Origin of the sequence: Pseudoalteromonas pernae (assembly GCF_039831865.1) — a bacterium.
Lineage (GTDB): Bacteria > Pseudomonadota > Gammaproteobacteria > Enterobacterales > Alteromonadaceae > Pseudoalteromonas > Pseudoalteromonas pernae.
This window is the reverse complement of record NZ_JBDODM010000001.1, coordinates 413,079-438,097: the sequence shown is the minus strand read 5'-3', so window position 1 is coordinate 438,097 and position 25,019 is coordinate 413,079. Positions and strand designations below refer to the sequence as shown.

The window sequence follows — 25,019 nt, the reverse complement described above, 5'->3', positions numbered from 1 at the left end:
AAACAGCAATTATTTGGCGCTAAGTGATAACGACATAACTCAATGAGTAGACAAGTGTTCAGCTTTTACGCACTTAACAAGTGTCTGTTCTGCCTTAGTAAACAGTAACCTAGAGTATAGAATAAAAATTGCGTACACTGGGTTTTTATTATTCACGTCGCCAATTTCGCATGCTGCATATCATTCAATCTAATCGCATGGAATTCCTCAGTGCACAATTGTGCGCCTTATTAGCAACGCCCAGCAGCGATGACATCTTTGCAAAAGAGCTGGTTCTAGTGCATTCGCCAGGTATGTCGCAGTGGCTTAAGCTAGAACTCACGAAAACGCTGGGGGTGTGCGCGCAAATAGATTTTCCTCTGCCTTCTAGTTTCATTTGGTCTTTATATCAACAGTCTCTGCCAGACGTGCCAGAAGAGTCGGCATTCAATAAGCCCAACATGGCGTGGAAACTCTATGAGCTATTGCCAACTAAGTTGAATGATGAACATTATCAGGCTCTTAGTACCTATTTGGAATATGATGAAGATGGCGCCAAGCGCTTTGCCTTATGTGAGAAAATAGCCGACGTATTCGACCATTATTTAATGTATCGTCCTCAGTGGCTTGCCACGTGGCAGCAGGGCCAAGATGTTCTCGATGAAGTTGATATTTCTCACGCTCCTTGGCAGCCCGATTTATGGCGTTCGTTGGTGGCGCGAGTAGAAGCACTGCAACAAAGCCCGTATCACCGCGCCAATATGCACCAAGCGTTATTAGATGCACTAGTACAAGGGAGGGTGAAGTTACCGCCACGTATATGTCTGTTTGGTATCTCCGCGTTGGCGCAAACGCAACTAGAAATTATTGATGCGCTCGCAGAGCACACCCAAGTGATCATTTTCTTATTTAATCCCAGTGAGCATTACTGGGGGGATTTGGTCGATGAAAAAACCCTCGCCAAGATTAACAGCCGATACCGTGTTAAGCCGCAACTTGATGCGGCGCTTAGCAGTGAGCATTACTATATTGTAGGCAATCCGTTATTGGCATCTTGGGGCAAGCTTGGACGCGACTACCTTGAGCAGCTTATTGAGCTTGATGGTAAATGGCTCGATAGCTTCGATGCTGACTTCAGTGCTAATTTGCTCGGACACTTACAACAAGAAGTGTATAACTTAGCCTTCAAAGGACAAAGCTTGGCACAGGACCCTAGCTGGTTTGTCAGTGATGAAGGGAAAATCGTCTTATTAGAAGACGATAACTCACTGCGCATCACAAATTGCCACACCCAGCTACGTGAAGTCGAATGCTTGCATGATCATTTGCTTCGTGAGTTTGCCAATGACCCCAACCTCACACCTAAAGACGTTATCGTGATGATGCCTGATGTGGGCCAGTACAGCGCGTTTATTGAAGCTGTGTTTGGAGGAGCCAAAGGGGCCCGTTACATTCCTTATGCTATCGCTGACTTATCTATTGCCCAAGAGCGCCCTTTGTTGAACGCCTTGTTAGCGCTGGCGCATTTGCCATTTAGTCGCTTTGGCTTGAGTGAACTGATGGATTTACTCCACATTGAGGCTATTAGAGAAAATTTTGCATTAACTGATAACGAGTTAGAGCAATGCCGAGTGTGGCTACAAAGTGTGGGTGTTAAATGGGGAATCGACGGTACGCACAAAGCACAGTTTAATTTGCCGACACTGGAATTGAATACCTGGGAGTTGGGTTTAAAACGTTTGTTGCTTGGTATCGCGACGACAGAGCAACCCTTTGCAGGTATTTATCCCGCAGATGCAGTCGAGGGGATGGCCTCTGATATATTGAGTAAGTTACTGACCTTTATACAGGCACTAATCAACGCCAGAACTGAGCTTGCGAACAATGCAACTCTCGCTCACAAGGTTGAGGTTATGCGCGCAGTAGTGGATACAGTATTTGCCAGTAACGCTCTGAACACCAATGATTTAGCTCTTATCGATAGACTGCTTACTAATATCGTTAAACATCACGACAATGGCGATTATCGAGGGGAAATTTCACAACGCGTATTCGCCAATCTGTTGCAACAGGGAGTTGAAGATAAAGGCGTAGGCCAGCGCTTCCTTATGGGGCAAATTAATTTTTGTACACTGATGCCAATGCGCGCGGTGCCATTTAAAAAAGTATGTATTCTAGGTTTGAATGACGCAGATTACCCGCGTAATGTTCAGCCCATTGGCTTTGATCTAGTGCCTTACAGCAAGCGTCGTAAGGGGGATCGCTCGCGCAGGTTAGACGACCGCTATTTGTTCTTAGAAGCCTTATTGAGTGCCAGAGACAGTGTGTATCTCAGTTACATTGGTCGTTCGAGTCGTGACAACAGCGAGCGTGTGCCCTCGGTATTGGTGAGTGAATTGTGTGAATACATAGATCGCTGCTTCACGGTTGATGGGGTGCAAACACCACCGAGCGAACACTTTAGCGATTTACATCATCTACAACCATTTCACCCTGCGTATTATGATGACGGGGGCAAGTGGCAAAGCTTCAACCCAATTTGGGCCTTGGCAAATGGATCCGAACAAAGTAAAGGTGCACAACAACCTGTATATGAAGCTGATATGCCGCAATCTGTGGAATTAAATGCTGTGCTAAATTGTGCTGTCAGAGCGCAGCAATATTTCTATCAAAATGTGCTTGCTGTGAAAATTGAAGAAGTGGGTGAGCTCAGCGATGACAATGAACATTTTGATGTTGAGCCGCTGGCCCGTTATCAATTGCTAGATGAGTTATTGCAAATGCACATTCAAGAGCAGCATATTGACGATGAGGCCTTGTATCAACGCGGTGTGCTGCCTCAAGGTGTGATGGCGCCTTTAACCTTGGCACAATTAAAAAGTCGCGTTACTCCTTTGGCCCAACAAGTAGCCATGCGCATAGGCAGTGAACAACCAACCTTGGTTGAAGTGGATACCACTATTGAAGGGGTTCATATCCAAGGTTGGCTTAATAACATATACGCCAACCAGCAGGTGTTTTATCGCAGTGCCAGTATCAAACCAAAAGACAGAATTTTAGGGTTTATTAAACACTTATTTGCACAACTGATGGGCTACCACGTGACCACCTATGTGATGGGGCTCGACGAGCAAGTGAGTTTTGAGCCTTTGGAGCAAGCCTCGGCACATACCTTATTAGAACCTTGGTTACGTTTGTTTAAACAAGCAAACCAACATTGTGTGGCATTTTTCCCTATCAGCGCGTGGGAATGGATACAGACACAAGACATGAGCAAAGCGAATTTGAAATTTGTTGGCAGTCCTTATATCGGAGTGCCAGAGCGAATAGACCCATACATCACCGCAGATTATACCGAGCTGTTTGCCTGCGAGCAGGAGTTTTGTGATTGGGCTACCCAGTTGTTGCAGCCGATTGCCCAGCACGCAAAGGAGCTAAAATATGCAGATTCTTGAGCCTTTAACTCTGCCTTTAGCGGGTCAACAGCTAATCGAAGCCAGTGCTGGTACAGGTAAAACATACACCATTACGGGATTATATTTACGTTATCTTTTGGGTTTGTATCAGCACCAAGATGGCAGTCAAGGGGAACCACTGAGCGTAGAACAAATATTGGTTGTGACCTTTACTGAAGCCGCAACCAGTGAAATTAAGGATCGAGTTCGCGCACGAATTACTGCGGCAAAAGATACGTTACTGGGTGAGCCTACCAAAGATCAGTTGATCAAGGATTTATTGTCGCAAATTAGCGAACCAGAGCATGCCTATCACTTGCTTGATGTTGCCGCTAAATCTCTTGATGACAGCGCCATTTTTACCATTCACGGATTTTGTCAGCGGATGCTTAAACAGCATGCGTTTGAGTCCAACATGGCGTTCAATTTGCAATTTACGCTTGATGAGCGTCAGTTGCATGAGCAAGCAGTCTTCGATTTTTGGCGTCAGTTTGTCTATCCATTACAGCCATCTCAAGCGCAAGCGGTATTGGCTCACTATGCTTCGCCATTTAGTTTGCTAAAAACCTTAACGCCACTGATTAATCGTGAGCAGTTAGCCATCGAACCGCCAATCAACGACCCCGAAGCTGAACTAGCTTTACTTTGGACACAGCAACAAGAATACTTTGATGCGCTGCCAGAATTCAAACGGCAATTGCGCGAGGGGGATTTTTTCACTGAGCTATTGGCCAGTGATATCAAGGGTAACGCGAAACCTAAACACAAAGCCAATGTCGCTGGATTACAGGCTTTTTGTGAGTCTGATGCGGCGGTGTTAAAACTCGGAAGTGCAGGGCATTCATTCTCACTTTGGACATCAGGGAGTTTAAATGATCCCAGCATTTATAAGAAAAATGGTGTACTTTTTAGCCATCCATTAATGGCTCGTTTCGAGCACTTGGCCACTCTCAGTGAGTCTTTGGGGGCTAGACTGGCTCACGTTATTTTGCATTTGGCATTAATCCGTGTCCGGGCTCATATTGACAGCAACAAAAAGCGCCAAGCGATTATCAGTCCAGATGATCTACTCAAAGGTTTGTATCAGGCTCTCGAGTACGATGAGCAAGGTGTGTTGTGTGGGCAAATTCGCAGCCAATTTCCGGTTGCTATGATTGATGAGTTCCAAGACACAGACCCAATCCAATATGGCATCTTTAATACCTTGTATGGCGATAAACCAGGGGAGTTTTCAGGGTTAACTATGATTGGTGACCCGAAACAGGCGATTTATGGCTTTCGCGGTGCGGATATTTTTACCTACATTGACGCTAAAAGCCAATTGGCCAATGAGCAGCTGTACACCTTAGGGAAAAACTACCGCTCAAGTAAAGACTTGGTACAGAGCGTTAATACGCTGTTTCAATCACACCCCAAAAGCTTCATTTTTAATGATCAAATTCCATTTATAGATGTTGATGCGCAGGGTAAAGACGAGCATCTATGTCTTGATGGCGAGTCGCTCAATGCCATGGAATTAATGTGGTTTGGCGATGATGAAGAGGTGTTGTCAAAAGAGTTGGGTCATAAAGGCTTAGCGCAAACATTTGCCACAAAAATTCATTACTTATTGGCAATGGCGCAACAAGGGCGTTTGACGCTGGGTGAGAGTTGCCCAAGTGCCGGTGATTTTTGTGTGTTAGTGCGTGACAGAAACGAAGCCGCGCTGATGAAACGTGCACTCAGTGAAGCTGGAGTAGCCAGTGTGTACCTTGCGCGAGACAGTGTTTTTAAACAACCCATCGCGGCGCACTTGTATCGTCTACTGTCGGTGTTGCATGGCCCGTACGATGAGCGCCTGTTACGCGGCATGCTGCGAGGGCCATTTTTTAACTATTCTGCGGGGCAAATCCTCGCCTTGGGTGACGATCAGCAGGCATGGCAAGCACTACTCAACGAGTTCGCTCTGTTACGCAAGCTGTGGTACAGCGATGGCGCCTTGGCGATGCTAGAGCAGTTGATGTGGCAAAATAACCTGCCACAATTGTGGCGCAGCCTAGGATGGGATGTGGAACGCGCGCTGACAGACTATCGTCACTTGTGTGAAATTCTTCAACACAAGCAAATAGAACTTGATGGCACCACACGTTTACTCACCTATTTCCACCAGCAATTGGCGTCAGACAGCGGTGATTCCGACAGCGCCCAGCTGCGTTTGGAAACAGACGCTCATTTGGTACAAATCGTCACTATGCATGCGTCCAAAGGATTGGAATATCCTATTGTTTTTATGCCATTTGCGCTAAGTTTTAGGGCAACGTCACTGGCGTATTTTCACAAAGACGGCAAGCTCTATCTAGACTTACAGCAAAGTGATGAAAACATGATTGCAGCAGAGCGCGAGCGTCTTGCTGAGGATTTGCGTTTGCTTTATGTAGCACTGACGAGGCCCATTTATCATTGCTCTGTTGGTTTGTATTCAATCGGCCAGCGTGGCAAATCCAGTATGCAGCAATCCGCACTTGGGTATTTGCTTTTTGGCCTTGACGGGGAGCAGCAAAACTCGGGGTACTATGCGCGTTTACAACAGCAATTTGCGGGTCACCCCGCGATTCGTGTGGTCCATGCACAATCGTGCCCAAACTCTGATGTTGAACTAGTTAGCTTGGAGCAACCCAATCGGGTGGTGGCTATTAATCAGGCGCATATAGAGCGTAATTGGCGGGCCACGAGTTTCAGTGCTCTGAGCTACAAACACCATGACAGCGCAAGTTTTAGTATCAGCGGCGCTGATGATGAGGACCACAGAGTTGAACAATACCTCAGTGTGTCTTTGTCAGAGCAAGAGCCAGCGTTGAACAGTTATGAGTTTCCCAAGGGCCCTGGTCCGGGTAGTTGTTTGCACGATATTTTGGAGCAAATATCGTTTCGCGGCGTTGCAGAGCAAGACGCAACCGCATTACAGCATTTGGAAGAGGTTATCACCCAGAGTCTCAATAAGTACGCGTTGGATGAAAAGTGGTGCCCACTGTTGATGAAATGGATGCAGGACATCGTTAATTGCCCACTGGATGACTCGGGTATGAGTTTAGGCTCATTGGCAGATAGTGACTGTTTAGTCGAAATGGAATTCCACATTCCTGTTGATGAGCTCGATGCAACGAGCTTTAACCATGCAATGTTAACCCTCTTTGGCTATGATTTTGGCCTCGATTTTGAGCGCGTGAAAGGCGTATTAAAGGGCTTTATTGATTTGATTTTTTGTTATCAAGGGCGTTACTACGTACTCGATTACAAGTCGAATTTCTTGGGAGATACCGCAGCTGACTATTCACACGAAGCACTTACCCATGCGATGAATTCCCACAGCTACCACGTGCAAGGGGCTATTTACATGGTGGCGTTACATCGCTTGTTGCAATCGCGTATGCCAAATTACGACCCAGAGCTACATTTAGGATCAATGGTTTACACCTTCTTACGGGCGATGGGCGACCACCAAGGCGTGTACCAACGGGCATTTACTGTTGCCCAAATAGAGGCAATCGACAGTTTGTTTGCCCAAGGAGCGCACAGCCATGATTGATGTTTTATTAGCACAAGGTAAAGTGCGTACGGTGGATACAGAGCTGGCAAAATTATTGGTTGGCGACACAGACAGCGATGGCTTTTACCTCATCCTTCTATTGTTAAAGGCGATGAACTCGCAGCACACCTGCTTGGATTTTGATACTGTTGATTGGCATAATCCATTTGCGTTAGACCCTCGTCTGGGCGAGGTTGCAGTATTTTCTCCGGCATTTTGTCTGTCAGATACACTTGCCCAATTGCCTTGTATTGGCAACGAAAATCCCGTGCGGCTTGTCGATAATCGCTTGTATCTGGCCCGATATGATGACTATGAAGCCAATCTAGCAACACGATTCACCGCTTTAACTCGAGCCCCACTTCAGATTGACGATGACAAGCTCACAGCCTTGTTGCAACACTACTTTGATGTGGTACCAGAGCAGGCCAAGCAGCCTAATTGGCAAAAAGTGGCATGCGCTACAGCAGCAACGCATAAGTTCAGTGTGATCACTGGGGGGCCGGGAACCGGCAAAACGACCACAGTTACGCGACTACTCGCGATATTGCAATCTTTGTATGCCAATGCGCCATTGCACATAGAGCTGGTAGCGCCAACAGGCAAAGCGGCAGCGAGACTCAGTGAGTCAATCATCAGTGCCAAACAAAGCCTGCCGCAAACTGCAGCCGAAATCCTCGCGCTTATTCCAGAGCAAGCACAAACGCTACATCGGTTATTAGGCACGATTCCATACACCAATAAATTCAAACATCACGCTAATAATCCGGTGCATGCTGACTTAGTGGTGGTCGATGAAGCGTCGATGATAGATATCAGCTTGATGGCGAAACTTGTGGATGCGCTAGCGCCACACACTCGGCTAGTGTTACTGGGCGATAAAGACCAACTAAGTTCAGTCGACACTGGAAATATCATGGCGGACTTATGCAGCCAATGTGAGCTCGGTGACTTGCCACATTACAGCGATGCGTGGGCGCATCGTTTACATGCCCTGTGCTCTGAACATCGCTATCACAGTGGCCAGCACAACAGTTATGTGTTGCGCGATAATGTCGCTTTCTTGCAACACAGTTACCGTTTTGCTGGTGGCAGTGGCATCGGTCGTATCGCCTTTGCGGTTAACCGAGGTGAAAACGCCCAAGTGCAGGCTTTACTCAATGAACAGCTCGACGATGTCAGTTATTTCAATTTGGATGAAGGCTTTTACACTGCGTTGATTGACCGCGCAGCGCAGCAATATAAACACTACCTTGAGTTGGTAAACCAAGGTGAGGATGCCTTGGCAGTTCACCAGGCGTTTGCGCAATACCAGTTGTTGGGTGCGTTGCGCGATGGCCCATTTGGTGTGACTCAGTTAAATCAGCGTATCGAATATCGGCTATCACAATTGGGCTTGATTGATATTGCCAACAAATTCTATGTCGGCATGCCGATTATGGTGGCCCAGAATGATTACCAACTACGCTTATTTAACGGCGATATTGGCATTATTATGGCCGATGAACAGGGGGCGTTAAAGGCTATGTTCGTCGGTAGTGAAGGTGATGTGCGTGCGTTCTATCCCGGGCGGTTGCCCCAGTTCGACAAAGTCTATGCGATGACTATTCACAAATCACAGGGCTCCGAGTTTGCGCACACAGCTATGGTGTTGCCGCCGCTTGGCCGCGGTGGTCATAATCTCAATAGGCAACTGGTTTATACAGGTATTACGCGCGCGAAAAAGCATATTGAAATTATTTGTGATTGGCGCACCCTGAACTATGCGATTGGGCAACCTATCAGCAGGGCGTCGGGCCTGTATGAACGTCTGTTAGCAGTGGAGTAATCGCGATGTGGTTGTATGTGATTCTTGCGTTTGTATTAGTGAAAACATCATTTTTGGGATTAGGGTTAGTCAGCGTGATGGTGAGTTTATTGGCGTTGATATTGCTCAAACTTAATATCGCGCGTCCGCAACCCTTTGTGCACATGCGCGCCAAACGTATTTATACGAGCGCTTTGTGGTTACACATCAGTGTTTATGTCGCATTAGTGATTAAACTCTTTTTTATCGATTCCATTGAAGATGTTGCAACCTTCATCGCCGCTCATTTAGTGCTTCATCACCTAATGGCCGCATTAATAGGAGCAACACTTTTGGTGCTCATTATCCACAGTTATTTTCAATTCAAAGCACTCAAACACTAGTGCTATGTTTTAGCTTCACTGTTCTTGAACACCTCAAATTATATGTTGTTGCGATGATGATACGCATTTAGATTGATAATTGGTTCAATGTAGGCTTTGTGGAGTTTTTATTCTAAACTGAAAAACAATCAAATAATTACAACAAGAATATTGACTATGAAATCACTCCTCACACAACTGAGTACCTATGCGCATTATCATCGTGACAGGCGCAATATCTACACGCATTTTGTTGGCATTCCGATGATTGTGTACGCTTTGATTATATTACTCTCAAAACCTTCGATTAATCTTGAAGCATTGACCTTAACCCCGGCATTAATAGTCGTTTCCATAACTTGCGTGTATTACCTGTTTTTATCCATCTCGTTGGGTTTGATCATGACGGTGTTAATGAGTATTGGCCTACTGTGCGCTGCGCCAATTGCGGCAATGGGCACACCTACCTGGTTGGTATGGGGTGTTGGATTATTCGTCATAGGCTGGGTGTTTCAGTTTATTGGTCATTACTTTGAAGGCAAAAAGCCTGCGTTTGTTGATGATTTAATGGGTTTAATTATTGGCCCTTTGTTTGTGGTGGTTGAATTGTTATTTATGCTTGGCCTTTACAAGGACTTAGCACAAGATATAGAGCAAATTGCAGGAAAAGTGCGTTAAGGACCCAAATGCATCAACTATTTTCATACGGCACTCTTCAATTGCCGCAAGTACAGCTACAAACTTTTGGTCGATTACTTCATGGCACCCAAGACACATTGCTAGGGTATGTTCTTGGCGAACTCAAAATTACGGATCCTGAGGTCGTCAAGACCAGTGGCAAAGAGGTACATCCGATCTTAAGGTATACGGGTGACGCCAAAGATCGAGTTGAGGGAACAATTTTCACTCTAAGCGAAGCGGAACTAACGCAGTCTGACAGCTATGAAGTAGCCCAATACACACGTGTACTGGGGCAGTTTGTGTCTACACAACAGGCGTGGGTATATGTGTGCGCCGAGACTGAGTCACGCAGGCTGAAGGGATAAAGTGTATCTGGTGCGCCCTGTGTCAACGCTGTCATTGCTAAAATAGCGCTGTTGACTAGGCTTACTCCCAAGAGCTTGTTTGGTAACTGGGGAATTAGCATGCGCTCATTTTGTTTACGCCATTATTTCGTCGTTGTTGTAGTGTTTTTTGCGAGTTTTAAAGCGTTAGCGCTGGGAGAACAAACGGTTAGTGAACCTGTGCAAGCACAGCTCGTTAATGTGTCTACTGACGAATACCGCATCAACGCCCCAAGTACCCTGTACACGGGATGGACGACATTTGAGTTCGCCAACACTGGTTCTCAAGCCCATTTCGTCGCCATGTACCGCCTTGTTGATGGCAAAACCATAGATGACCAACTCAAATATGTAGCCCCGGTATTTGACCCTTTAATGCAGGGCCTGCGTGACGGCTCATTAACAAAGGCAGACATAGGCCCATTTTTTGAAAATAACGTTCCTGAGTGGGGCTTACAAATGACCTGGGTCGGCGGCGCTGCAATGCTATCTCCTGGGCATTCTGTGCAAGCGACATTTAATATTGATAAAGCAGGCACCTATTTATTGGAGTGCTACGTTAAGTCGCCCGATGGTAAATGGCACACCCTCATGGGCATGTTGCATCAAATTAACGTGATTGAAAAAACCGAAGCCAGTGCCAAGGCACGTATGATTGCGGTGACACAAGATCATGTCTTAACTATCTCAGATGCAGGCATCGAAGGCCCTAAAACACTCAGTGCGGGTACGCATACCTTCAAGGTTAATATCAACTCTCAGCCAGCGGGATTTATGCCTTACGACATTAACCTTGCAAAAGTTGATAAAGATACAGACTTGCAGGCCCTTTATTATTGGATGGACTGGACCAATGTCGGTGGCCTAAGAGCGCCAGCGCCTGTGACTTTCTTGGGTGGGCTCGAGCACATGTCTGCGGGTAAGCACGGCTATATCACGGTGAATTTGGCAAAAGGCGAGTACTTGTGGATTTCTGAAATCAATGCAGCAGCGATGAATATGCATTTTGTGGTTGAGTAGATAAGCTCAGGTTAAACTGGTAAAAGAGGTGTACTTTTGCTATTTGTAGTTTAATCGGTACGTTATCTCTTGTATCGCTGACGATAATTTAACAGGGAAGATTATGAAGGAACATCAAGCAAACGCAAATGTTGTCTACCAAGAAATGAAACGTGAAGACGCGTTGATAAAAGAGTTTGCGCGACTGCGACCGAGCAAATGGCGATGGCTTTCATATTTGTTGAGTAGTATGGCATTGCTCGGTTTTATCTACTGGCAATATCCGCAGGCCAGCGAACAGCCCATTATTTACATACTGTTGATCCTTGCTTTAAGTACGGGTGGGTCAATGATCATTGAATGCCAGCGAGTTGATAAGCGAATAGACTTACTTTATAAAATTCTTAAGCAACCGAAATAATCTCCTCTTTGAACGGTACAGTAGCTAATTAGCCATGCTGTACCGCTGCTTTTAGTAACAATTATGTTAATATAATCAGCGACTAATCCATCTTAGGTTTTCGTATGGCAAGGCGCAGTAAAGCAGAAGCAGAGCAGACTAGGGCAGCTATTTTAGATGCTGCGGAACACCAATTTTTCGACAATGGCGTATCCTGCACCACCTTATCTCATATTGCATCACGAGCGGGCGTAACACGAGGCGCCATTTATTGGCACTTCGCCAATAAAACAGACTTGTTTAACGCGATGCTTGAGCGCATCCACCTGCCGTTTCGACAAATGCTTGGTGAACTAGAACAAGCTAATGAGCAAAGCGCGTTAGCGCAGATAAAAGATGTAATGAAGCGAGCGATGGTCCTTGTTGAGGAAGACCCTCAGTATTATCGCGTGTTGACGATTGTTTTTCACCGATGCGAATACATAGAGGAGCTCAATCCAGTTGTTGTGCAACAAGATCAACTGAATCAAGAAGTGGTTGAAAATCTGACCATGGCTTTTACCCGCGCTGCGGATAACGGTGAATTGAATGAAGCAATTACGCCTCAAGATGCAGCGATAGCGCTTAATGCGCTTGTCGGTGGATTACTGAGTCAATTTTTGCAGCACCCAGGGTTTATATCTTTAAGTAAGCAACTTGATACCTTGCTCGATACATTATTTATTGGGCTGGCAAAGCAAGGATAGCAAAATGATAAAAAAGCCGAGATAAACTCGGCTTTTAATGGCTACGCAATTACTTTCTTACAAACAGCTTTTGCACGACAAGATAGAACACTGGTACCAAAAATATTGCTAAGAAGGTCGCAGTGGCCATCCCTCCAAGAACACCAATACCAATGGCATTTCGACTTGCCGAGCCCGCTCCTGAACTAATTGCCAACGGCAATACACCCAATGAAAAGGCCAATGAGGTCATAATGATTGGGCGCAAACGCAGACGAATTGCCTCAAGTGTGGCCTTGATCACATCCAAGCCTTGTTGTTGTAAATCCTTCGCGAACTCGACAATCAAAATCGCATTTTTAGATGCTAAGCCCATGGTAGTAAGTAGCCCTACTTGAAAGTACACGTCGTTTTGCAATCCAAATAAGAATGCCGCACTTAACGCACCAATGATGCCAAGGGGAACCACGAGTATCACCGAGAATGGAATAGACCAACTCTCATAAAGCGCTGCCAAGCAGAGGAATACCACTAAGATAGACAGGGCATAGAGAAACGGCGCCTGAGAGCCAGACATCTTTTCTTGATACGAGGTGCTTGTCCACTCAAAGTCGATTCCATCGGGTAGTTGTGAGACTAGTTCAGCTACTACAGCCATGGCGTCGCCCGAACTATAACCCGGTGCAGGTTGGCCAAGGATTTCCATCGCAGAAATACCGTTGTAACGCTCTAGTCGCTGTGGACCATACACCCAGCGGCTGCTAGCAAAGCTGTCAAACGACACCATTTGCCCTTGGTTATTGCGCACATACCATTTGCTTAAATCATCTGGTGTCATCCGGAACTGAGCATCAGCTTGCACAAAGACTTTTTTAACGCGCCCACGGTCGACGAAGTCATTAACATAAGTTGAGCCCCAACCGATAGACAATGCTTGGTTGATTTCACCGATTGAGACCCCTAAAGCTTGGGCTTTCAGTTGGTCGATATCAACTTGTAACTGTGCTGCGTCTTCCATACCGTTGGGACGAACCGCCATTAGTTCTGGGCGTCCAGCCGCCATACCAAGAAATTGGTTGCGAGCTTGCAACAGAGCCTCGTGGCCGAGACCACCGCGGTCTTGTAGGAACATGTTGAAACCAGTTGCTTGGCCAAGTTCGACAATCGGAGGCAGGTTGAATGCGAAAATTTGCGCTTCTTTAATAGTAGAGAACTTGCCCATCGCGCGGCCTATAACAGCTTGCACACTTTGGTTGTCATCGCGCTCATCCCAATCTTTTAATCGGGTGAATGCCAAACCAACATTTTGTCCCTGACCTGCGAAGCTAAAACCGCTAACGGTAAACACTGAGCTTACAGCATCCTCAGTAGCATAATGATCGGCAACTTGCGTCATGATGTCTTCTGTACGCTCTTGGCTGGCACCACTTGGCAATTGCACCATGGTCAAGAAAATACCTTGGTCTTCTTCAGGCAAGAATGATGATGGCAGACGGGCAAACATCAACGCCATAACTGCGACAATGACGCCATATAAGGCCATTGAGCGCACAGGTCGTTTGAGTAGGCCACCCACGGCTTTACCATATTGCTCATTGCTCTTATCAAAGCTGCGGTTGAACCAACCGAAGAACCCACCTTTTTGATGATGATTTGCGCTTACGGGCTTTAGAATTGTTGCACACAGTGCTGGTGTGAAAACAATCGCCACTAATACAGACAGTGCCATGGCTGAGACAATAGTGATCGAGAATTGCTTATAGATTGCGCCTGTCGCACCCCCGAAGAATGCCATCGGCACAAATACTGCAGAAAGCACGAGACCAATACCAACCAGTGCACCGGTGATCTGGCTCATCGATTTACGTGTAGCTTCCACTGGGCCTAAGCCTTCTTCGCTCATTACGCGCTCAACGTTTTCAACCACAACAATGGCATCATCAACGAGTAAGCCGATGGCCAAAACCATACCAAACATGGTGAGAGTATTTATTGAAAAGCCCAGTGCAGCCATGATCCCAAAGGTGCCTAGCAGTACAACAGGAATAGCTAGCGTAGGAATTAGTGTTGCACGGAAGTTCTGCATAAACAGATACATCACTACAAACACAAGTAGTACCGCTTCAAATAAGGTTTGTACTACGGAGTTAATCGACACTTCGACAAATGGCGTGGTGTCGTAGGGGATGGTGACTTTCAAACCTTCTGGGAAATAAGCAGATAATTCATCAAGACGATCTTTTACCGCTTGTGCAGTATCTAAGGCATTGGCGCCGGTTGCTAATTCAATGGCAAAACCAGTCGCAGGCATGCCGTTATAACGACCCATTACCGCGTAGTTTTCGCCACCTAATTCAATACGTGCGACATCTTGCAAAAGTACCCGAGAGCCATCGGCATTGACGCGCAGTAGAATCTGACCAAACTCTTCGGTACTGCTCAATCGGCTTTGTGCTGTTATCGCTGCATTATATTGCTGACCTGGCAGAGCAGGGGCGCCGCCCAGTTGTCCGGCAGTCACTTGATTATTCTGCACGCGAATCGCACTAGTGACGTCTGTTGGCGTGAGGCCATATTCATTGAGCTTGTTGGCATCGAGCCAAATGCGCATCGCGTATTGACTGCCGAACACGGTGACGTTACCAACTCCCGCGGTGCGGCTAATTGGGTCTTTCACGTTAGATACAACGTAATCAGCTAAGTCCTCACGGCTCATTGAACCATCTTCAGAAATGAAGCCAACTACCATCAAGAAGCTGCCGCTTGATTTGGCGACAGCAACGCCTTGTTGCTGCACTTCTTGGGGTAGTAATGGGATGGCACGTTGTAGCTTATTTTGCACCTGTACTTGGGCGATATCTGGGTCAGTGCCTGTTTCAAACGTCAAAGTTAGCGTTACGTTACCGTTTGAATCACTTTGTGCCGACATATACATCAAGTTATCAATACCATTCATGGCTTGTTCTACAACTTGAGTAATCGCATTCTCAGCGGTTTGTGCAGTCGCCCCCGGGTAGTTTGCAGTAATTGTCACCGCCGGTGGCGCAACCTGAGGGTATTGTTCAACAGGTAATTGTTTTAGCGACAGTAGCCCCGCTAACATAATGACAATTGCAATCACCCACGCGAATATGGGGCGATTAATAAAGAAATTTGCCATATTTACGCTCCCTCAGAATTAGCAGCAACCGAAACGAGTGCGCCCGGGCGAATACGCTGCAGTCCGGAGGTAACCACTACGTCGCCTGCATTGAGTCCTGCAGTAACTAAGAATTCAGAACCAACTTGCTGACCAAGCTCCACGATACGCACTTGGATTTGGTTATTACCATCAACCACCATTACAGTTGCTTCACCTTTTGGCGTACGCACCACTGACTTTTGTGGCACCGCTATGGCGTTTTGTTGTACACCTAAGCCTAACTTGGCGCGTACAAACATCCCCGGTAACAGCTCACCATCTGGATTTGGAAACACTGCGCGCATGGTCACCATAGAGGTTGATGGGTCAACACTGACTTCGGAAAATTGCAATTTACCTGTGTGTTGGTACCACATGTCATCGTCAAGTTGCAGTTGCACTGCAGGCGCATCTGCGTTGGCTTTACTGTTCGTGGTAATGGCTTTTCGTAATGAAGCTAACTTAGATGCCGCTTTAGTCATATCAACATAAATAGGATCGAGTTGGCGAATGGTCGCCAAAGCGCTCGCTTGATTGGCTGTGAGCAATGCGCCTTCTGTCACCGCTGAGCGACCAATTTGCCCGCTAATCGGTGCGCGAATCGCGGTGTAATCTAGGTTGATTTGTGCGCTCATTACCGCCGCCTTTGCTGCTGCTAAGTCCGCTTGTGCTTGCAAAGCATTGGCATGGGCATCGTCATAGTCTTGTTTACTTACCGAGTTGGTGCCTAATAAGCTTTTAATCCGTGCAGCGCGGCTTTCGGTGTTTTTTACCGATGCTTGTGCTTTTGCCAGCGATGCCTTTGCGCTGGCAAGCGCTGCTTCAAATGGGGCAGGGTCGATGCGATAAAGTAACTCGCCTTTTTCGACCATTTGACCTTCATCAAAAAGGCGTGTTTGCAAAATACCACTGACTTGAGGGCGAATTTCTGCCTGTCGAAAATCTACCGTGCGGCCCACTAACTCAGTATGTGTATCAACAGCTTTTGGGGTGAGAGTAATTGCCTCAACGGGAATAGGTTGCGGGGCAGCACTTACTTGAGCTTGCGCGGGTGCGCTGTCACACCCAGTTAAGCTAAAAGCAGCGACAAGACTTAATGCAATCAGCGATTTTGCTTTCATATCATACCTTTTTAAGAACGACGTCTAGATCAATAACTCAGCAATATACATACATGAATGTATGTTATCAAGGTAAACAATGTCGTTTACATGTAACTCTATGTAATTTCGCTTAAAATAATTGTTTTTAGCAAAGTGGTTTTACACATCTTTGATCTGAATGTGCACGCGATTATAAGATAAAATAAAGGCCACGTTAGTGGCCTTTATGGATGGGTAATTTGCCGTGATTTATATTAGCGCGTGTAACTTAGGTGTTGGTAGAAACGGGTGTTAATGTCTTGTCGCTCGGCATTGACGTGTAAAGCTGTACACAAAGACTTAATAACACTTTCAACTTGGTTCATAAATCGGCCATAGCCCATATCATGCTTGTCTTCGTTCCCCGCAACGATGATAAAGTCGATACTTTCAACCAACTTAGAACCATCATAAATCACGTAGTTTTGGGTAGTGTCTACGCTTGGCAGGAAGCTGAGTTTTTCCAGTTCTTCATTGTGGGCACTGGTATCAATATCACGATGACGGATAAGCGGTGTACGGCCATTGGCTACCATGGCGCGGCGCGGTAGCTTTTTACCCTCACATGCGCTTAAGAAACTGTCTTCAATACGGGCATACAGTTTCGAGTAGTCTTCGTATTGATTATCCAGCAAGTGGGTTTTGATTTGGCGCGTCAAAGGTAGGGTAAAACGCGCATAGGTTAAGTCTTTGTGCTGTGGAAGATTGCAGCCACGAGCTTCGTAACGTGAGTCTAACGCACGTAATTTGTAGCCATAGCTTTCTTTGTGGCCTTTGGCACGAGCAAAAATATCATAAGTGAGGTGCTGGTGGTCGCGTACTTTAAATTGCAAGTTTTTAACCGGTAGTTGTTCTTGTAAGGTGTCTAAAACTTTGGTGACACGCGCGTGGAAATCCGCAGTATTAGCGCGAATGTCCTCGCCGGTGGCTAAGAACAAAAAGCGCACCTTACGTGCTTTTTGGTCAGCATCACCATGTACTGAGTGCGCCTCATGATAACGTGGGTTATAGAAGAACAATTGCTGACGTTTGGTTTCCAAACAGTAAGACTCTTCATGGAAACGCACTATCGGCAATTTGTCGTTAATGAGCATGTGGACATTGTATAGGTCTGCTTCGTCGCACAGCGCAAACAGTTGGCGAGCAATACGTTCATGAGCGCTTTTACAATCACTAAAACACTCATAAAACGCATCGTCGGTTTTGAATTCTGCGAGAATATATTGATTCGCGCGTGCATTCGTTGGAATGTAGACACGGTGTTGAGTTTGAGAAGCCATAATTATTCCTTGTTCCTTGGTATATTTATGGCGGCAATTTTAGAGTGGTTAAATGTCAACTATGTTGCGCTAGATTAAACTTTTATGACTTTTCCATTAGCGACACACATAATCTCACAAAATCTGACGACGTAAGTAAACCAACAAGCTTGTCATCGCTGACGACGGGCATGCAACCGTGACGATTAGTTAAGAAGAACTTGGCAATATCAATGAGAGGTTCTTGTGGCGCTACAGAGTCGAAGTCTGTCGACATTATTTCAGACACCAAAGTTTGCTTTTCCTTTCGCTCCAGTGCTGACGCGCCGAACACAGAAATTATTTTCATAACCTGAGCAATCATCACTTTTTGCGTGAGCATGCCGAGTAATTGCTGGTCTTCGCCGACCACTGGAATATGGCGAATATTGTGTTCACGCATCACTTCATGCGCCTGGTGCAGTGTTGCATCTGGCGCGATGGTAACCAAATCAGTGGTCATTATGTTTGCCGCAGTGGATAAGTGCATATCGTCATCTCGCTGTTGGTTAAATTAATTTTTACGCTAACCTTTTAAATCTAATCAGGTATTGTTTTTAATCAAGCGTGGAGGAATTAATGCAATTACAAGGTATTGATCACATTGTGTTGCGTACTTCAAATGTAGAGCGGTTAGTAGAATTTTATCATGGTGTTCTGGGGGCGCAGTTGGAGCGCGTACTCGATGAGGAAGGGCTGTATCAGCTAAGAGCGGGTAGCGCATTAATAGATATTTTATCCACTAAAGGTTCTCTTGATAGTGGCGGCGAGCCAAATTACGAGCAGTCGCCACTTGCTCATGTGTGTCTGCAAATCACAGCAGCCAGCGAGCCAGCGGTGTTTCGCCATTTACGACGTTGCAATGTGATGCAGCCGCTTAAGTTCGAAACCCGTTACGGTGCAACTGGATTTGGTCGTTCTGTGTACATTCTCGACCCAGATGGCAATACCCTTGAATTAAAGCTGGTTTGACCTTACTAAAAGCTGTATGTTAACGGCAGATTTTGTCATAATGACTTGGTTTAAAGCCACGTAGAATTCAGAGGAAAGTATCCCAATGGCGGAGATTGAAAATCGCCCATCGAACTTTATTCGAAATATTATTGATGCAGATTTGGCGTCGGGTAAACACCAACAAACACACACACGTTTCCCGCCAGAGCCAAACGGTTTTCTGCATATCGGCCACGCAAAATCAATTTGTTTGAACTTTGGTATAGCACAAGACTACCAAGGTTTATGTAATCTGCGTTTTGACGATACTAACCCAGAAAAAGAAGACATTAACTACGTTAATTCTATTAAAGAAGACGTTCAGTGGTTAGGTTTCTCGTGGGACGGCGATATTCAGTATTCATCGAACTACTTCGATAAACTATATGACTATGCGGTTGAGCTAATCAGCAAAGGCTTAGCCTATGTATGTTTCTTATCGCCAGATCAGGCGCGTGAGTACCGTGGTACATTAAAAGAGCCAGGTAAAAATAGCCCTTACCGTGATACACCTGCAGCAGAGAACTTAGCGTTATTCGAGAAAATGAAAAACGGTGAGTTTAAAGAAGGTGAGTGTGTGTTGCGTGCCAAAATCGATATGGCAAGCTCATTCATGGTGCTTCGTGACCCTATTATCTATCGTATTCGTTTTGCTCACCATCACCAAACAGGTGACAAGTGGTGTATTTACCCGATGTACGACTTCACACACTGTATTAGTGATGCGTTAGAAGGCATTACTCATTCGTTGTGTACACTTGAATTCCAAGACAACCGCCGCCTATACGATTGGGTGTTGGATAACATCAGTATTGAATGTCATCCACAACAAATCGAGTTCTCGCGTTTGAACCTTGAATACACCATGATGAGTAAGCGTAAGCTTAATCAACTTGTTGTTGATGGTCATGTTGATGGTTGGGACGATCCTCGTATGCCAACCATCGCAGGTTTACGTCGTCGTGGATATACGCCAGCGTCAGTCCGTGAGTTCTGTAAGCGCATCGGTGTTACTAAGCAAGACAACCTAGTTGAGATGGGCATGCTTGAAGCGTGTATCCGTGATGATCTTAACGAAAATGCCGCTCGCGCAATGGCAGTGCTTGACCCAGTTCGCATTGTGATTGAAAACTACCCGCAAGATCAGGTTGAAATGCTTGACGCACCAAATCATCCAAACAAGGAAGAAATGGGCTCGCGCCAGCTACCTTTCACACGTGAGGTATTCATTGAGCGTGACGATTTCCGTGTAGAGGCGAACAAGAAGTTCAAGCGTTTAGTTCTTGGTAAAGAAGTACGTTTACGTAACGCTTACGTGATCAAAGCTGAGCGCATTGAAGAAGACGCTGACGGTAACATCACAACTATTTACTGTACGTATGACGCAGACACCTTAGGCAAGAACCCAGAAGATGGGCGCAAAGTAAAAGGCGTTATTCATTGGGTAAGTGCAAGTCATTGTATTGAAGCGGAAGTACGTTTGTATGACCGTTTGTTCAATATCCCGAATCCTGGCTCTGCAGATGAGATTGCCGATGCATTAAATCCTGACTCGCTTAAAATTGTAGCCAACGCTAAGTTGGAGCCGAGTCTTGCTGATGCGAAGGCGTTGGAAGGATATCAGTTCGAGCGTACGGGTTATTTCTGCCGTGATGATCACTTTGCGCATTTGGTATTCAACCAAACTGTTGGCCTACGTGATTCTTGGGCTAAGATTGAAAATCAGGACTAACCCTCGATTAAACTAAATAGAAAAGAGCATCCTAGTGATGCTCTTTTTTTTTCTGCTAGATTATGACGATACAACCAACTTTGGGGACAGGGACATGCAAGAACATCACAATAAACTCAACTACGTGGAATTCTCTGCGCAGGACTTAGCTGCGACAAAAGCATTTTTTGAGCAGGCATTTTCGTGGCAATTCACCGATTATGGGCCACAATATACAGCCTTTAGCGGTGCAGGGCTTGATGGTGGCTTTTATTACAATGATAAAGCGAGTGTAGCTGAGCAAGGGGGAGCGCTATTGGTGTTTTACAGTGAAACTTTGGAGCAGACTCAGACCAAGGTTGAGCAAAGTGGTGGGGTGATCAACAAGGCGATATTTGCATTTCCGGGTGGGCGACGTTTTCATTTTATCGAACCCAGTGGAAATGAATTTGCGGTGTGGTCAGACAAATAACCCACCGCTAATATCAAGCTATATTTTAGTACACGAAAACGTTTGGCCTTCAAACTGCCATTGCGCGATAGCCGTGTCACCTTTGAGCCAAAACATTTCATTTCTACCTTGGTATTTTGCACCACTTGCTGATTCAAGTCGGTGCATTAGCCAACGTAGAGTGCCTTTTTTAACCAGAATTTTTTCAGGTGTCGTGCTAAAAAACTGCACATCGACTCTGTCTTCGCCGCATTGGAAGGCCTGAGTCGAAGTCGGGCTCAATAGGGAATATTCAAGCTGGATTTCATCAATTCGCTGTTGATAGCTTGAACGCGTGCACGCGTCTAAATTATCAGATTTCCAACATTCATCTCGTCCTTTTGCCCACCCACGTTGCACTGCTTTGAGCGTTGCCGCATCGGTGCCATTTACGCTTTGAAGCGCGCGCTTAAAGATGTCAGCGAGTTTATTGTCCAGTGCTGCTAATTCCGGGGAGGCACAAATAGCCGATTCAACTTGGCTCAGTGGCTCTACGCAGGCAAAGCTAGGTGAATTGCTGTGTAACTGCTCGATGTAACCACACCATGCGGCGGATAACATGGGCGGCTTGTTATTGTGCTCTTTAATTCCGAGTCTGTGTTCAATACTCGAAGCCCACTCCACTGAACCGATGTCAGGACCATGACCCAATGCATCTTGGCTTGATACTTGCCTCTCAATTTGTGTGAGTGTAGCTAACGAACAAGTGTTACCAATCGTTGCCGCTGTCTCCTGGGGAACCTGGTTTTGGGGTTCTTCAGGAAGGGTATGACAAGCGGCAATGCCGGCTAATAAGGTTAAAAAAACAAGCCTTTTCATTACAAACTTAAGGGTTGGCGGAGAAAATTTGCCACATTGTACATTTTCGTACTTAACGTTTTGTGAATGTAAATCGGTATGCATTGGTTGAATATTGACCGCTTGTTCAGTTTTGTATCTCATAACGGTAGCACCCAAGTTTTGGATGTGTTTTGATACAAGATAAAACAATAACAATGAGTTGAATATGTTCAATAATCTCTCTTTACGTAAGAAGATACTGCTGCTCATAGGCGGTACTCTCAGTCTTTTAATGGTCGTAGTAGCGGCATTTTTCATCAACAATATTGCTGATCTATCTCGAAACAGTATAGAGAGAGAAGCGCAGAATTACCTAGAAGCTGAACGGTTGTCGATGCAATCCTTCTTTTCACAGTATGGGCGTGTTGTTGAAACCTATATCACCAATCCGTCACTCATTGCTTTTTTTGAAGATTACGACCAACGTGGCTCCAACTTGAGCGCACGAGCTGACTACAGCCTTATTAATAAAGATTTTGAGCGTATAAGCTCTAAAGATAGCAATATTCTATCGGCCTTTTTTGCATCAGCAAAAACGGGTGAATATTTTAAGGAAAATGAACGTACCTCAGCCTATGCGGATGGTCAGCCCTATTACGCTTATGAGCGTCCATGGTGGCAAGATGCCATGAGTAAAGGCCAATTATATGTAGGTGCGATTTCTGTAGATATCAGTACTGGCGATGTTTCTGCTGTTGTGCAGCAACCAGTTTATAATGAGCAGCGCCAACTTGTGGGCGTCGGTGGTGTAGATCTGCAAATTAATGCCATTAAAGACATGGTAGAAGATATTACTTTCCAAGGCCAAGGTTACGGCTTCTTACTGGATAGTGATTTGAATGTTGTTCACCTTTCGAAATCAACGGGCCACAAGTTATCAATCACTGATGAAGGCGATGGCAAAGATAACCTCAGTGCACTAGAGCAACAATTTACCGATACCAGTGGCTTTACTGAACTGAATAAAGCGATTGCTAGTCAGCCGCAAGGGATCAAAAAAGTTACCCTTAAAGGCCAAGAGTTTTATGTGGTATTCGATGCGCTTAAATTAGAAAAGCCCGTTATCGATTGGCATGTTGGTGTCCTTATTCCAGTCAGCTTGATTGAGCAACCAGTTAATGATGCTGTGATGAGCGCTTCATTAGCGGTGATCCTTATTCTTGCCATTATCGTGGCAATGATTTTTTGGGTAACACATCTAGTGGCAAAACCAATCACATCATTGACCCACATTATGCGTGATATTGCGTCTGGTGAGGGCGATTTAACTCGCAGAATCGAGATCCACAGTAATGATGAAGTAGGTCAGCTTGCACAACACGTTAATACCTTTATTGAAAAGCTGCGTACCTTAATGTTGAAAACTGCAGAGCAAGCAAAACAATTAAGCGAAGCTGCGAGTTATTTACAACAAGTGTCGAGCGAAACGAATAGCGAAATTCAAAAAGAGAAAATGCAAGTTGATAGCGTCAGCACTGCAGTCACAGAGATGGCCTCTACGGTGACTGAAATTTCACGTAATGCGCAGCACACCAACGATGCTGCCGGTTCGGTACAGACCATCAGCGAGCAAGGGCGCATGCAATCGAGCGAGTCGCAAATCGTAATGGGTGAGTTGGCGGCACATATTGGCGAAGCTGCCCAAGTGGTGACTGGTTTGGCTCAGGAAACAAACAATATCGGCGCTGTGATTGATGTAATTAATGGCATTGCCGAGCAAACCAACTTATTGGCCCTAAACGCGGCGATAGAAGCGGCGAGGGCGGGCGAGCAAGGTCGAGGGTTCGCTGTAGTGGCAGATGAGGTGAGGTCGCTGGCTAGCAGAACTCAAGAGTCCACTGACGATATTCGTACCATGATTGACAACCTGCAACGTATTGCTGAGCAAGCCTCAGAAATGATGCAGCAGGGACAGGCTCAAGCGCAAAGCTCTGTGACGCAAACCCAAGCTGTCATGGAATCGCTGCAGCAGATCAGCGAGGCTGTGACCAATGTACTGGATCAAAGCCACCAAATAGCGACCAGCACTGAGCAACAAAGTATCGTTGCAGAGGATATTAACACCAGCCTCAATGCGATTAATGAACTTGTTAACAGCACAGCAAATCATGCTGATGTACTTGCCAAAGAAGCGAGTGACTTAAACGGGCTTGCCTCATCACTCAACGCAACCGTGAGTCAATTTAAGTTATAATATTTCGGCCCCTCACTATGAGGGGCCTTTGTTTTTATGACATTCAAAACTTTCATGTTCCCAATTCACCTTTAGTTTGACTTTCCTTACATTGGTACTAGATTTAAATCTGGATATAAATCAGAAACTTTAACCAATTCGAGGACAAACGTGAAGAAGTATGCTTTTGCGTTAATTGAGGGATCATTATGGTTCTTCGCTGTTTCTTCCTTGCTGTATTATTCATCGACCCTGTGGGCTAACAGTGTACGTGCAGACAAAGCGATCAAGTCATTTGAGCAGCGAGTCGTTAACACTGAAAAAGTAGCCACTACAGATGAAATCGACTACGACCATGAGTTGCCAAAATCGGTAGCACTTTGGTCACAAGAAGCGCTCGCTGATTTTAACAATGCTGAAAAGTCGCAAGTCCCGCTGGCACTCATTGCTGTACCAAGATTACAGCTAGAAGTCCCCGTTTTTACAGGTACGACTGAAGAGCAGTTAGATATCGGAGCTGGTTGGTTGCCTTCGACTGCTGAAATTACCGATCCTAATGGCAATATTGCCATCGCAGCACATCGCGATTCTTGGTTTAGGCCTTTAAAAGATATTCGCAAAGGCGATGTTGTATCCGTCACCACAACGTCTGGTCTTGAACAATACACAGTAACTGGCACACAAGTCGTGACGCCAGAGGATACTTCAGTGCTTGCACACAGTAGAGATAAGCAGCTGACACTCATTACCTGCTACCCATTTTATTTTGTGGGTAACGCGCCATATAGATTTGTAGTAACTGCACGTAAAAACCATACATAAAACTCAAGGAGAG

The 25,019-nt window shown here is 45.7% G+C and carries 19 protein-coding genes; 14 read left to right on the top strand and 5 right to left on the bottom strand.

Features of this window, described 5'->3' with window-relative positions; genetic code table 11:
• The first annotated feature begins 170 nt into the window (after positions 1–170).
• The 9 genes from recC (at position 171) to V1358_RS01870 (ending at position 12,377) form a co-directional block, all read left to right on the top strand.
• Complete coding sequence (gene recC / locus V1358_RS01910; RefSeq protein WP_347392690.1) at positions 171–3,434, top strand: exodeoxyribonuclease V subunit gamma; 3,264 nt, start codon at positions 171–173, stop codon at positions 3,432–3,434.
• Entirely contained in the window at positions 3,421–6,999 is a 3,579-nt protein-coding gene (gene recB / locus V1358_RS01905; RefSeq protein WP_347392410.1) for an exodeoxyribonuclease V subunit beta, read from the top strand. The genes recC and recB overlap by 14 nt, the downstream gene beginning before the upstream one ends.
• Entirely contained in the window at positions 6,992–8,827 is a 1,836-nt protein-coding gene (gene recD / locus V1358_RS01900) for an exodeoxyribonuclease V subunit alpha (RefSeq protein ID WP_347392409.1), read from the top strand. The genes recB and recD overlap by 8 nt, the downstream gene beginning before the upstream one ends.
• A gap of 5 nt (positions 8,828–8,832) precedes the next feature.
• Positions 8,833–9,189 carry a hypothetical protein gene (locus tag V1358_RS01895; protein ID WP_347392408.1) on the top strand — a complete coding sequence of 119 codons (357 nt, stop codon included), beginning with the start codon at positions 8,833–8,835 and terminating at the stop codon, positions 9,187–9,189.
• A 156-nt stretch (positions 9,190–9,345) separates the two neighbouring features.
• Positions 9,346–9,846: an Mpo1 family 2-hydroxy fatty acid dioxygenase gene (locus V1358_RS01890; RefSeq protein ID WP_347392407.1), complete on the top strand. Its 501-nt coding sequence runs from the start codon at positions 9,346–9,348 to the stop codon at positions 9,844–9,846.
• A gap of 8 nt (positions 9,847–9,854) precedes the next feature.
• Positions 9,855–10,214: a gamma-glutamylcyclotransferase family protein gene (locus tag V1358_RS01885; RefSeq protein WP_347389239.1), complete on the top strand. Its 360-nt coding sequence runs from the start codon at positions 9,855–9,857 to the stop codon at positions 10,212–10,214.
• A gap of 99 nt (positions 10,215–10,313) precedes the next feature.
• Positions 10,314–11,252, top strand: coding sequence for a hypothetical protein (locus V1358_RS01880; protein WP_347392406.1), 939 nt, complete (start codon positions 10,314–10,316; stop codon positions 11,250–11,252).
• Between the two features lie 103 nt (positions 11,253–11,355).
• Positions 11,356–11,652 (top strand): hypothetical protein, encoded by a 297-nt coding sequence (locus V1358_RS01875; RefSeq protein WP_347389241.1) that lies wholly within the window; start codon positions 11,356–11,358, stop codon positions 11,650–11,652.
• 104 nt (positions 11,653–11,756) lie between these two features.
• Positions 11,757–12,377 carry a TetR family transcriptional regulator gene (locus V1358_RS01870; RefSeq protein ID WP_347392405.1) on the top strand — a complete coding sequence of 207 codons (621 nt, stop codon included), beginning with the start codon at positions 11,757–11,759 and terminating at the stop codon, positions 12,375–12,377.
• 49 nt (positions 12,378–12,426) lie between these two features.
• Here V1358_RS01870 and V1358_RS01865 read toward each other — a convergent pair whose 3' ends face one another.
• The 4 genes from V1358_RS01865 to V1358_RS01850 form a co-directional block, all read right to left on the bottom strand.
• Positions 12,427–15,516 carry an efflux RND transporter permease subunit gene (locus V1358_RS01865; RefSeq protein WP_347392404.1) on the bottom strand — a complete coding sequence of 1,030 codons (3,090 nt, stop codon included), beginning with the start codon at positions 15,514–15,516 and terminating at the stop codon, positions 12,427–12,429.
• Between the two features lie 2 nt (positions 15,517–15,518).
• Positions 15,519–16,658: an efflux RND transporter periplasmic adaptor subunit gene (locus V1358_RS01860; RefSeq protein ID WP_347392403.1), complete on the bottom strand. Its 1,140-nt coding sequence runs from the start codon at positions 16,656–16,658 to the stop codon at positions 15,519–15,521.
• A gap of 236 nt (positions 16,659–16,894) precedes the next feature.
• Positions 16,895–17,959 (bottom strand): DUF3083 family protein, encoded by a 1,065-nt coding sequence (locus V1358_RS01855; RefSeq protein WP_347392402.1) that lies wholly within the window; start codon positions 17,957–17,959, stop codon positions 16,895–16,897.
• Between the two features lie 82 nt (positions 17,960–18,041).
• Complete coding sequence (locus V1358_RS01850; RefSeq protein ID WP_347392401.1) at positions 18,042–18,467, bottom strand: CBS domain-containing protein; 426 nt, start codon at positions 18,465–18,467, stop codon at positions 18,042–18,044.
• A gap of 89 nt (positions 18,468–18,556) precedes the next feature.
• On the opposite strand from V1358_RS01850, the gene V1358_RS01845 reads away from it, so the two are divergent.
• From V1358_RS01845 to V1358_RS01835, 3 genes are all read left to right on the top strand, one after another.
• Positions 18,557–18,949 carry a VOC family protein gene (locus tag V1358_RS01845; RefSeq protein WP_347392400.1) on the top strand — a complete coding sequence of 131 codons (393 nt, stop codon included), beginning with the start codon at positions 18,557–18,559 and terminating at the stop codon, positions 18,947–18,949.
• Between the two features lie 85 nt (positions 18,950–19,034).
• Positions 19,035–20,702, top strand: a complete 1,668-nt coding sequence (gene glnS / locus V1358_RS01840; RefSeq protein ID WP_347392399.1) for a glutamine--tRNA ligase — start codon at positions 19,035–19,037, stop codon at positions 20,700–20,702.
• A gap of 94 nt (positions 20,703–20,796) precedes the next feature.
• Complete coding sequence (locus tag V1358_RS01835; RefSeq protein ID WP_347389249.1) at positions 20,797–21,153, top strand: VOC family protein; 357 nt, start codon at positions 20,797–20,799, stop codon at positions 21,151–21,153.
• Positions 21,154–21,171: 18 nt separating this feature from the next.
• Here V1358_RS01835 and V1358_RS01830 read toward each other — a convergent pair whose 3' ends face one another.
• Entirely contained in the window at positions 21,172–22,113 is a 942-nt protein-coding gene (locus tag V1358_RS01830) for an MliC family protein (RefSeq protein WP_347392398.1), read from the bottom strand.
• Between the two features lie 64 nt (positions 22,114–22,177).
• On the opposite strand from V1358_RS01830, the gene V1358_RS01825 reads away from it, so the two are divergent.
• A complete protein-coding gene (locus V1358_RS01825; protein ID WP_347389251.1) occupies positions 22,178–24,205 on the top strand; it encodes a methyl-accepting chemotaxis protein in 2,028 nt (675 codons plus the stop codon).
• A gap of 150 nt (positions 24,206–24,355) precedes the next feature.
• Complete coding sequence (locus V1358_RS01820; protein WP_347392397.1) at positions 24,356–25,006, top strand: class D sortase; 651 nt, start codon at positions 24,356–24,358, stop codon at positions 25,004–25,006.
• Positions 25,007–25,019 lie beyond the last annotated feature (13 nt).

Coding starts and splice junctions, on each gene's coding strand:
- recC (WP_347392690.1), top strand. CDS start 171: ATGCTGCATATCATTCAATCTAATCGCATGGAATTCCTCAGTGCACAA.
- recB (WP_347392410.1), top strand. CDS start 3,421: ATGCAGATTCTTGAGCCTTTAACTCTGCCTTTAGCGGGTCAACAGCTA.
- recD (WP_347392409.1), top strand. CDS start 6,992: ATGATTGATGTTTTATTAGCACAAGGTAAAGTGCGTACGGTGGATACA.
- V1358_RS01895 (WP_347392408.1), top strand. CDS start 8,833: ATGTGGTTGTATGTGATTCTTGCGTTTGTATTAGTGAAAACATCATTT.
- V1358_RS01890 (WP_347392407.1), top strand. CDS start 9,346: ATGAAATCACTCCTCACACAACTGAGTACCTATGCGCATTATCATCGT.
- V1358_RS01885 (WP_347389239.1), top strand. CDS start 9,855: ATGCATCAACTATTTTCATACGGCACTCTTCAATTGCCGCAAGTACAG.
- V1358_RS01880 (WP_347392406.1), top strand. CDS start 10,314: ATGCGCTCATTTTGTTTACGCCATTATTTCGTCGTTGTTGTAGTGTTT.
- V1358_RS01875 (WP_347389241.1), top strand. CDS start 11,356: ATGAAGGAACATCAAGCAAACGCAAATGTTGTCTACCAAGAAATGAAA.
- V1358_RS01870 (WP_347392405.1), top strand. CDS start 11,757: ATGGCAAGGCGCAGTAAAGCAGAAGCAGAGCAGACTAGGGCAGCTATT.
- V1358_RS01865 (WP_347392404.1), bottom strand. CDS start 15,516: ATGGCAAATTTCTTTATTAATCGCCCCATATTCGCGTGGGTGATTGCA.
- V1358_RS01860 (WP_347392403.1), bottom strand. CDS start 16,658: ATGAAAGCAAAATCGCTGATTGCATTAAGTCTTGTCGCTGCTTTTAGC.
- V1358_RS01855 (WP_347392402.1), bottom strand. CDS start 17,959: ATGGCTTCTCAAACTCAACACCGTGTCTACATTCCAACGAATGCACGC.
- V1358_RS01850 (WP_347392401.1), bottom strand. CDS start 18,467: ATGCACTTATCCACTGCGGCAAACATAATGACCACTGATTTGGTTACC.
- V1358_RS01845 (WP_347392400.1), top strand. CDS start 18,557: ATGCAATTACAAGGTATTGATCACATTGTGTTGCGTACTTCAAATGTA.
- glnS (WP_347392399.1), top strand. CDS start 19,035: ATGGCGGAGATTGAAAATCGCCCATCGAACTTTATTCGAAATATTATT.
- V1358_RS01835 (WP_347389249.1), top strand. CDS start 20,797: ATGCAAGAACATCACAATAAACTCAACTACGTGGAATTCTCTGCGCAG.
- V1358_RS01830 (WP_347392398.1), bottom strand. CDS start 22,113: ATGAGATACAAAACTGAACAAGCGGTCAATATTCAACCAATGCATACC.
- V1358_RS01825 (WP_347389251.1), top strand. CDS start 22,178: ATGTTCAATAATCTCTCTTTACGTAAGAAGATACTGCTGCTCATAGGC.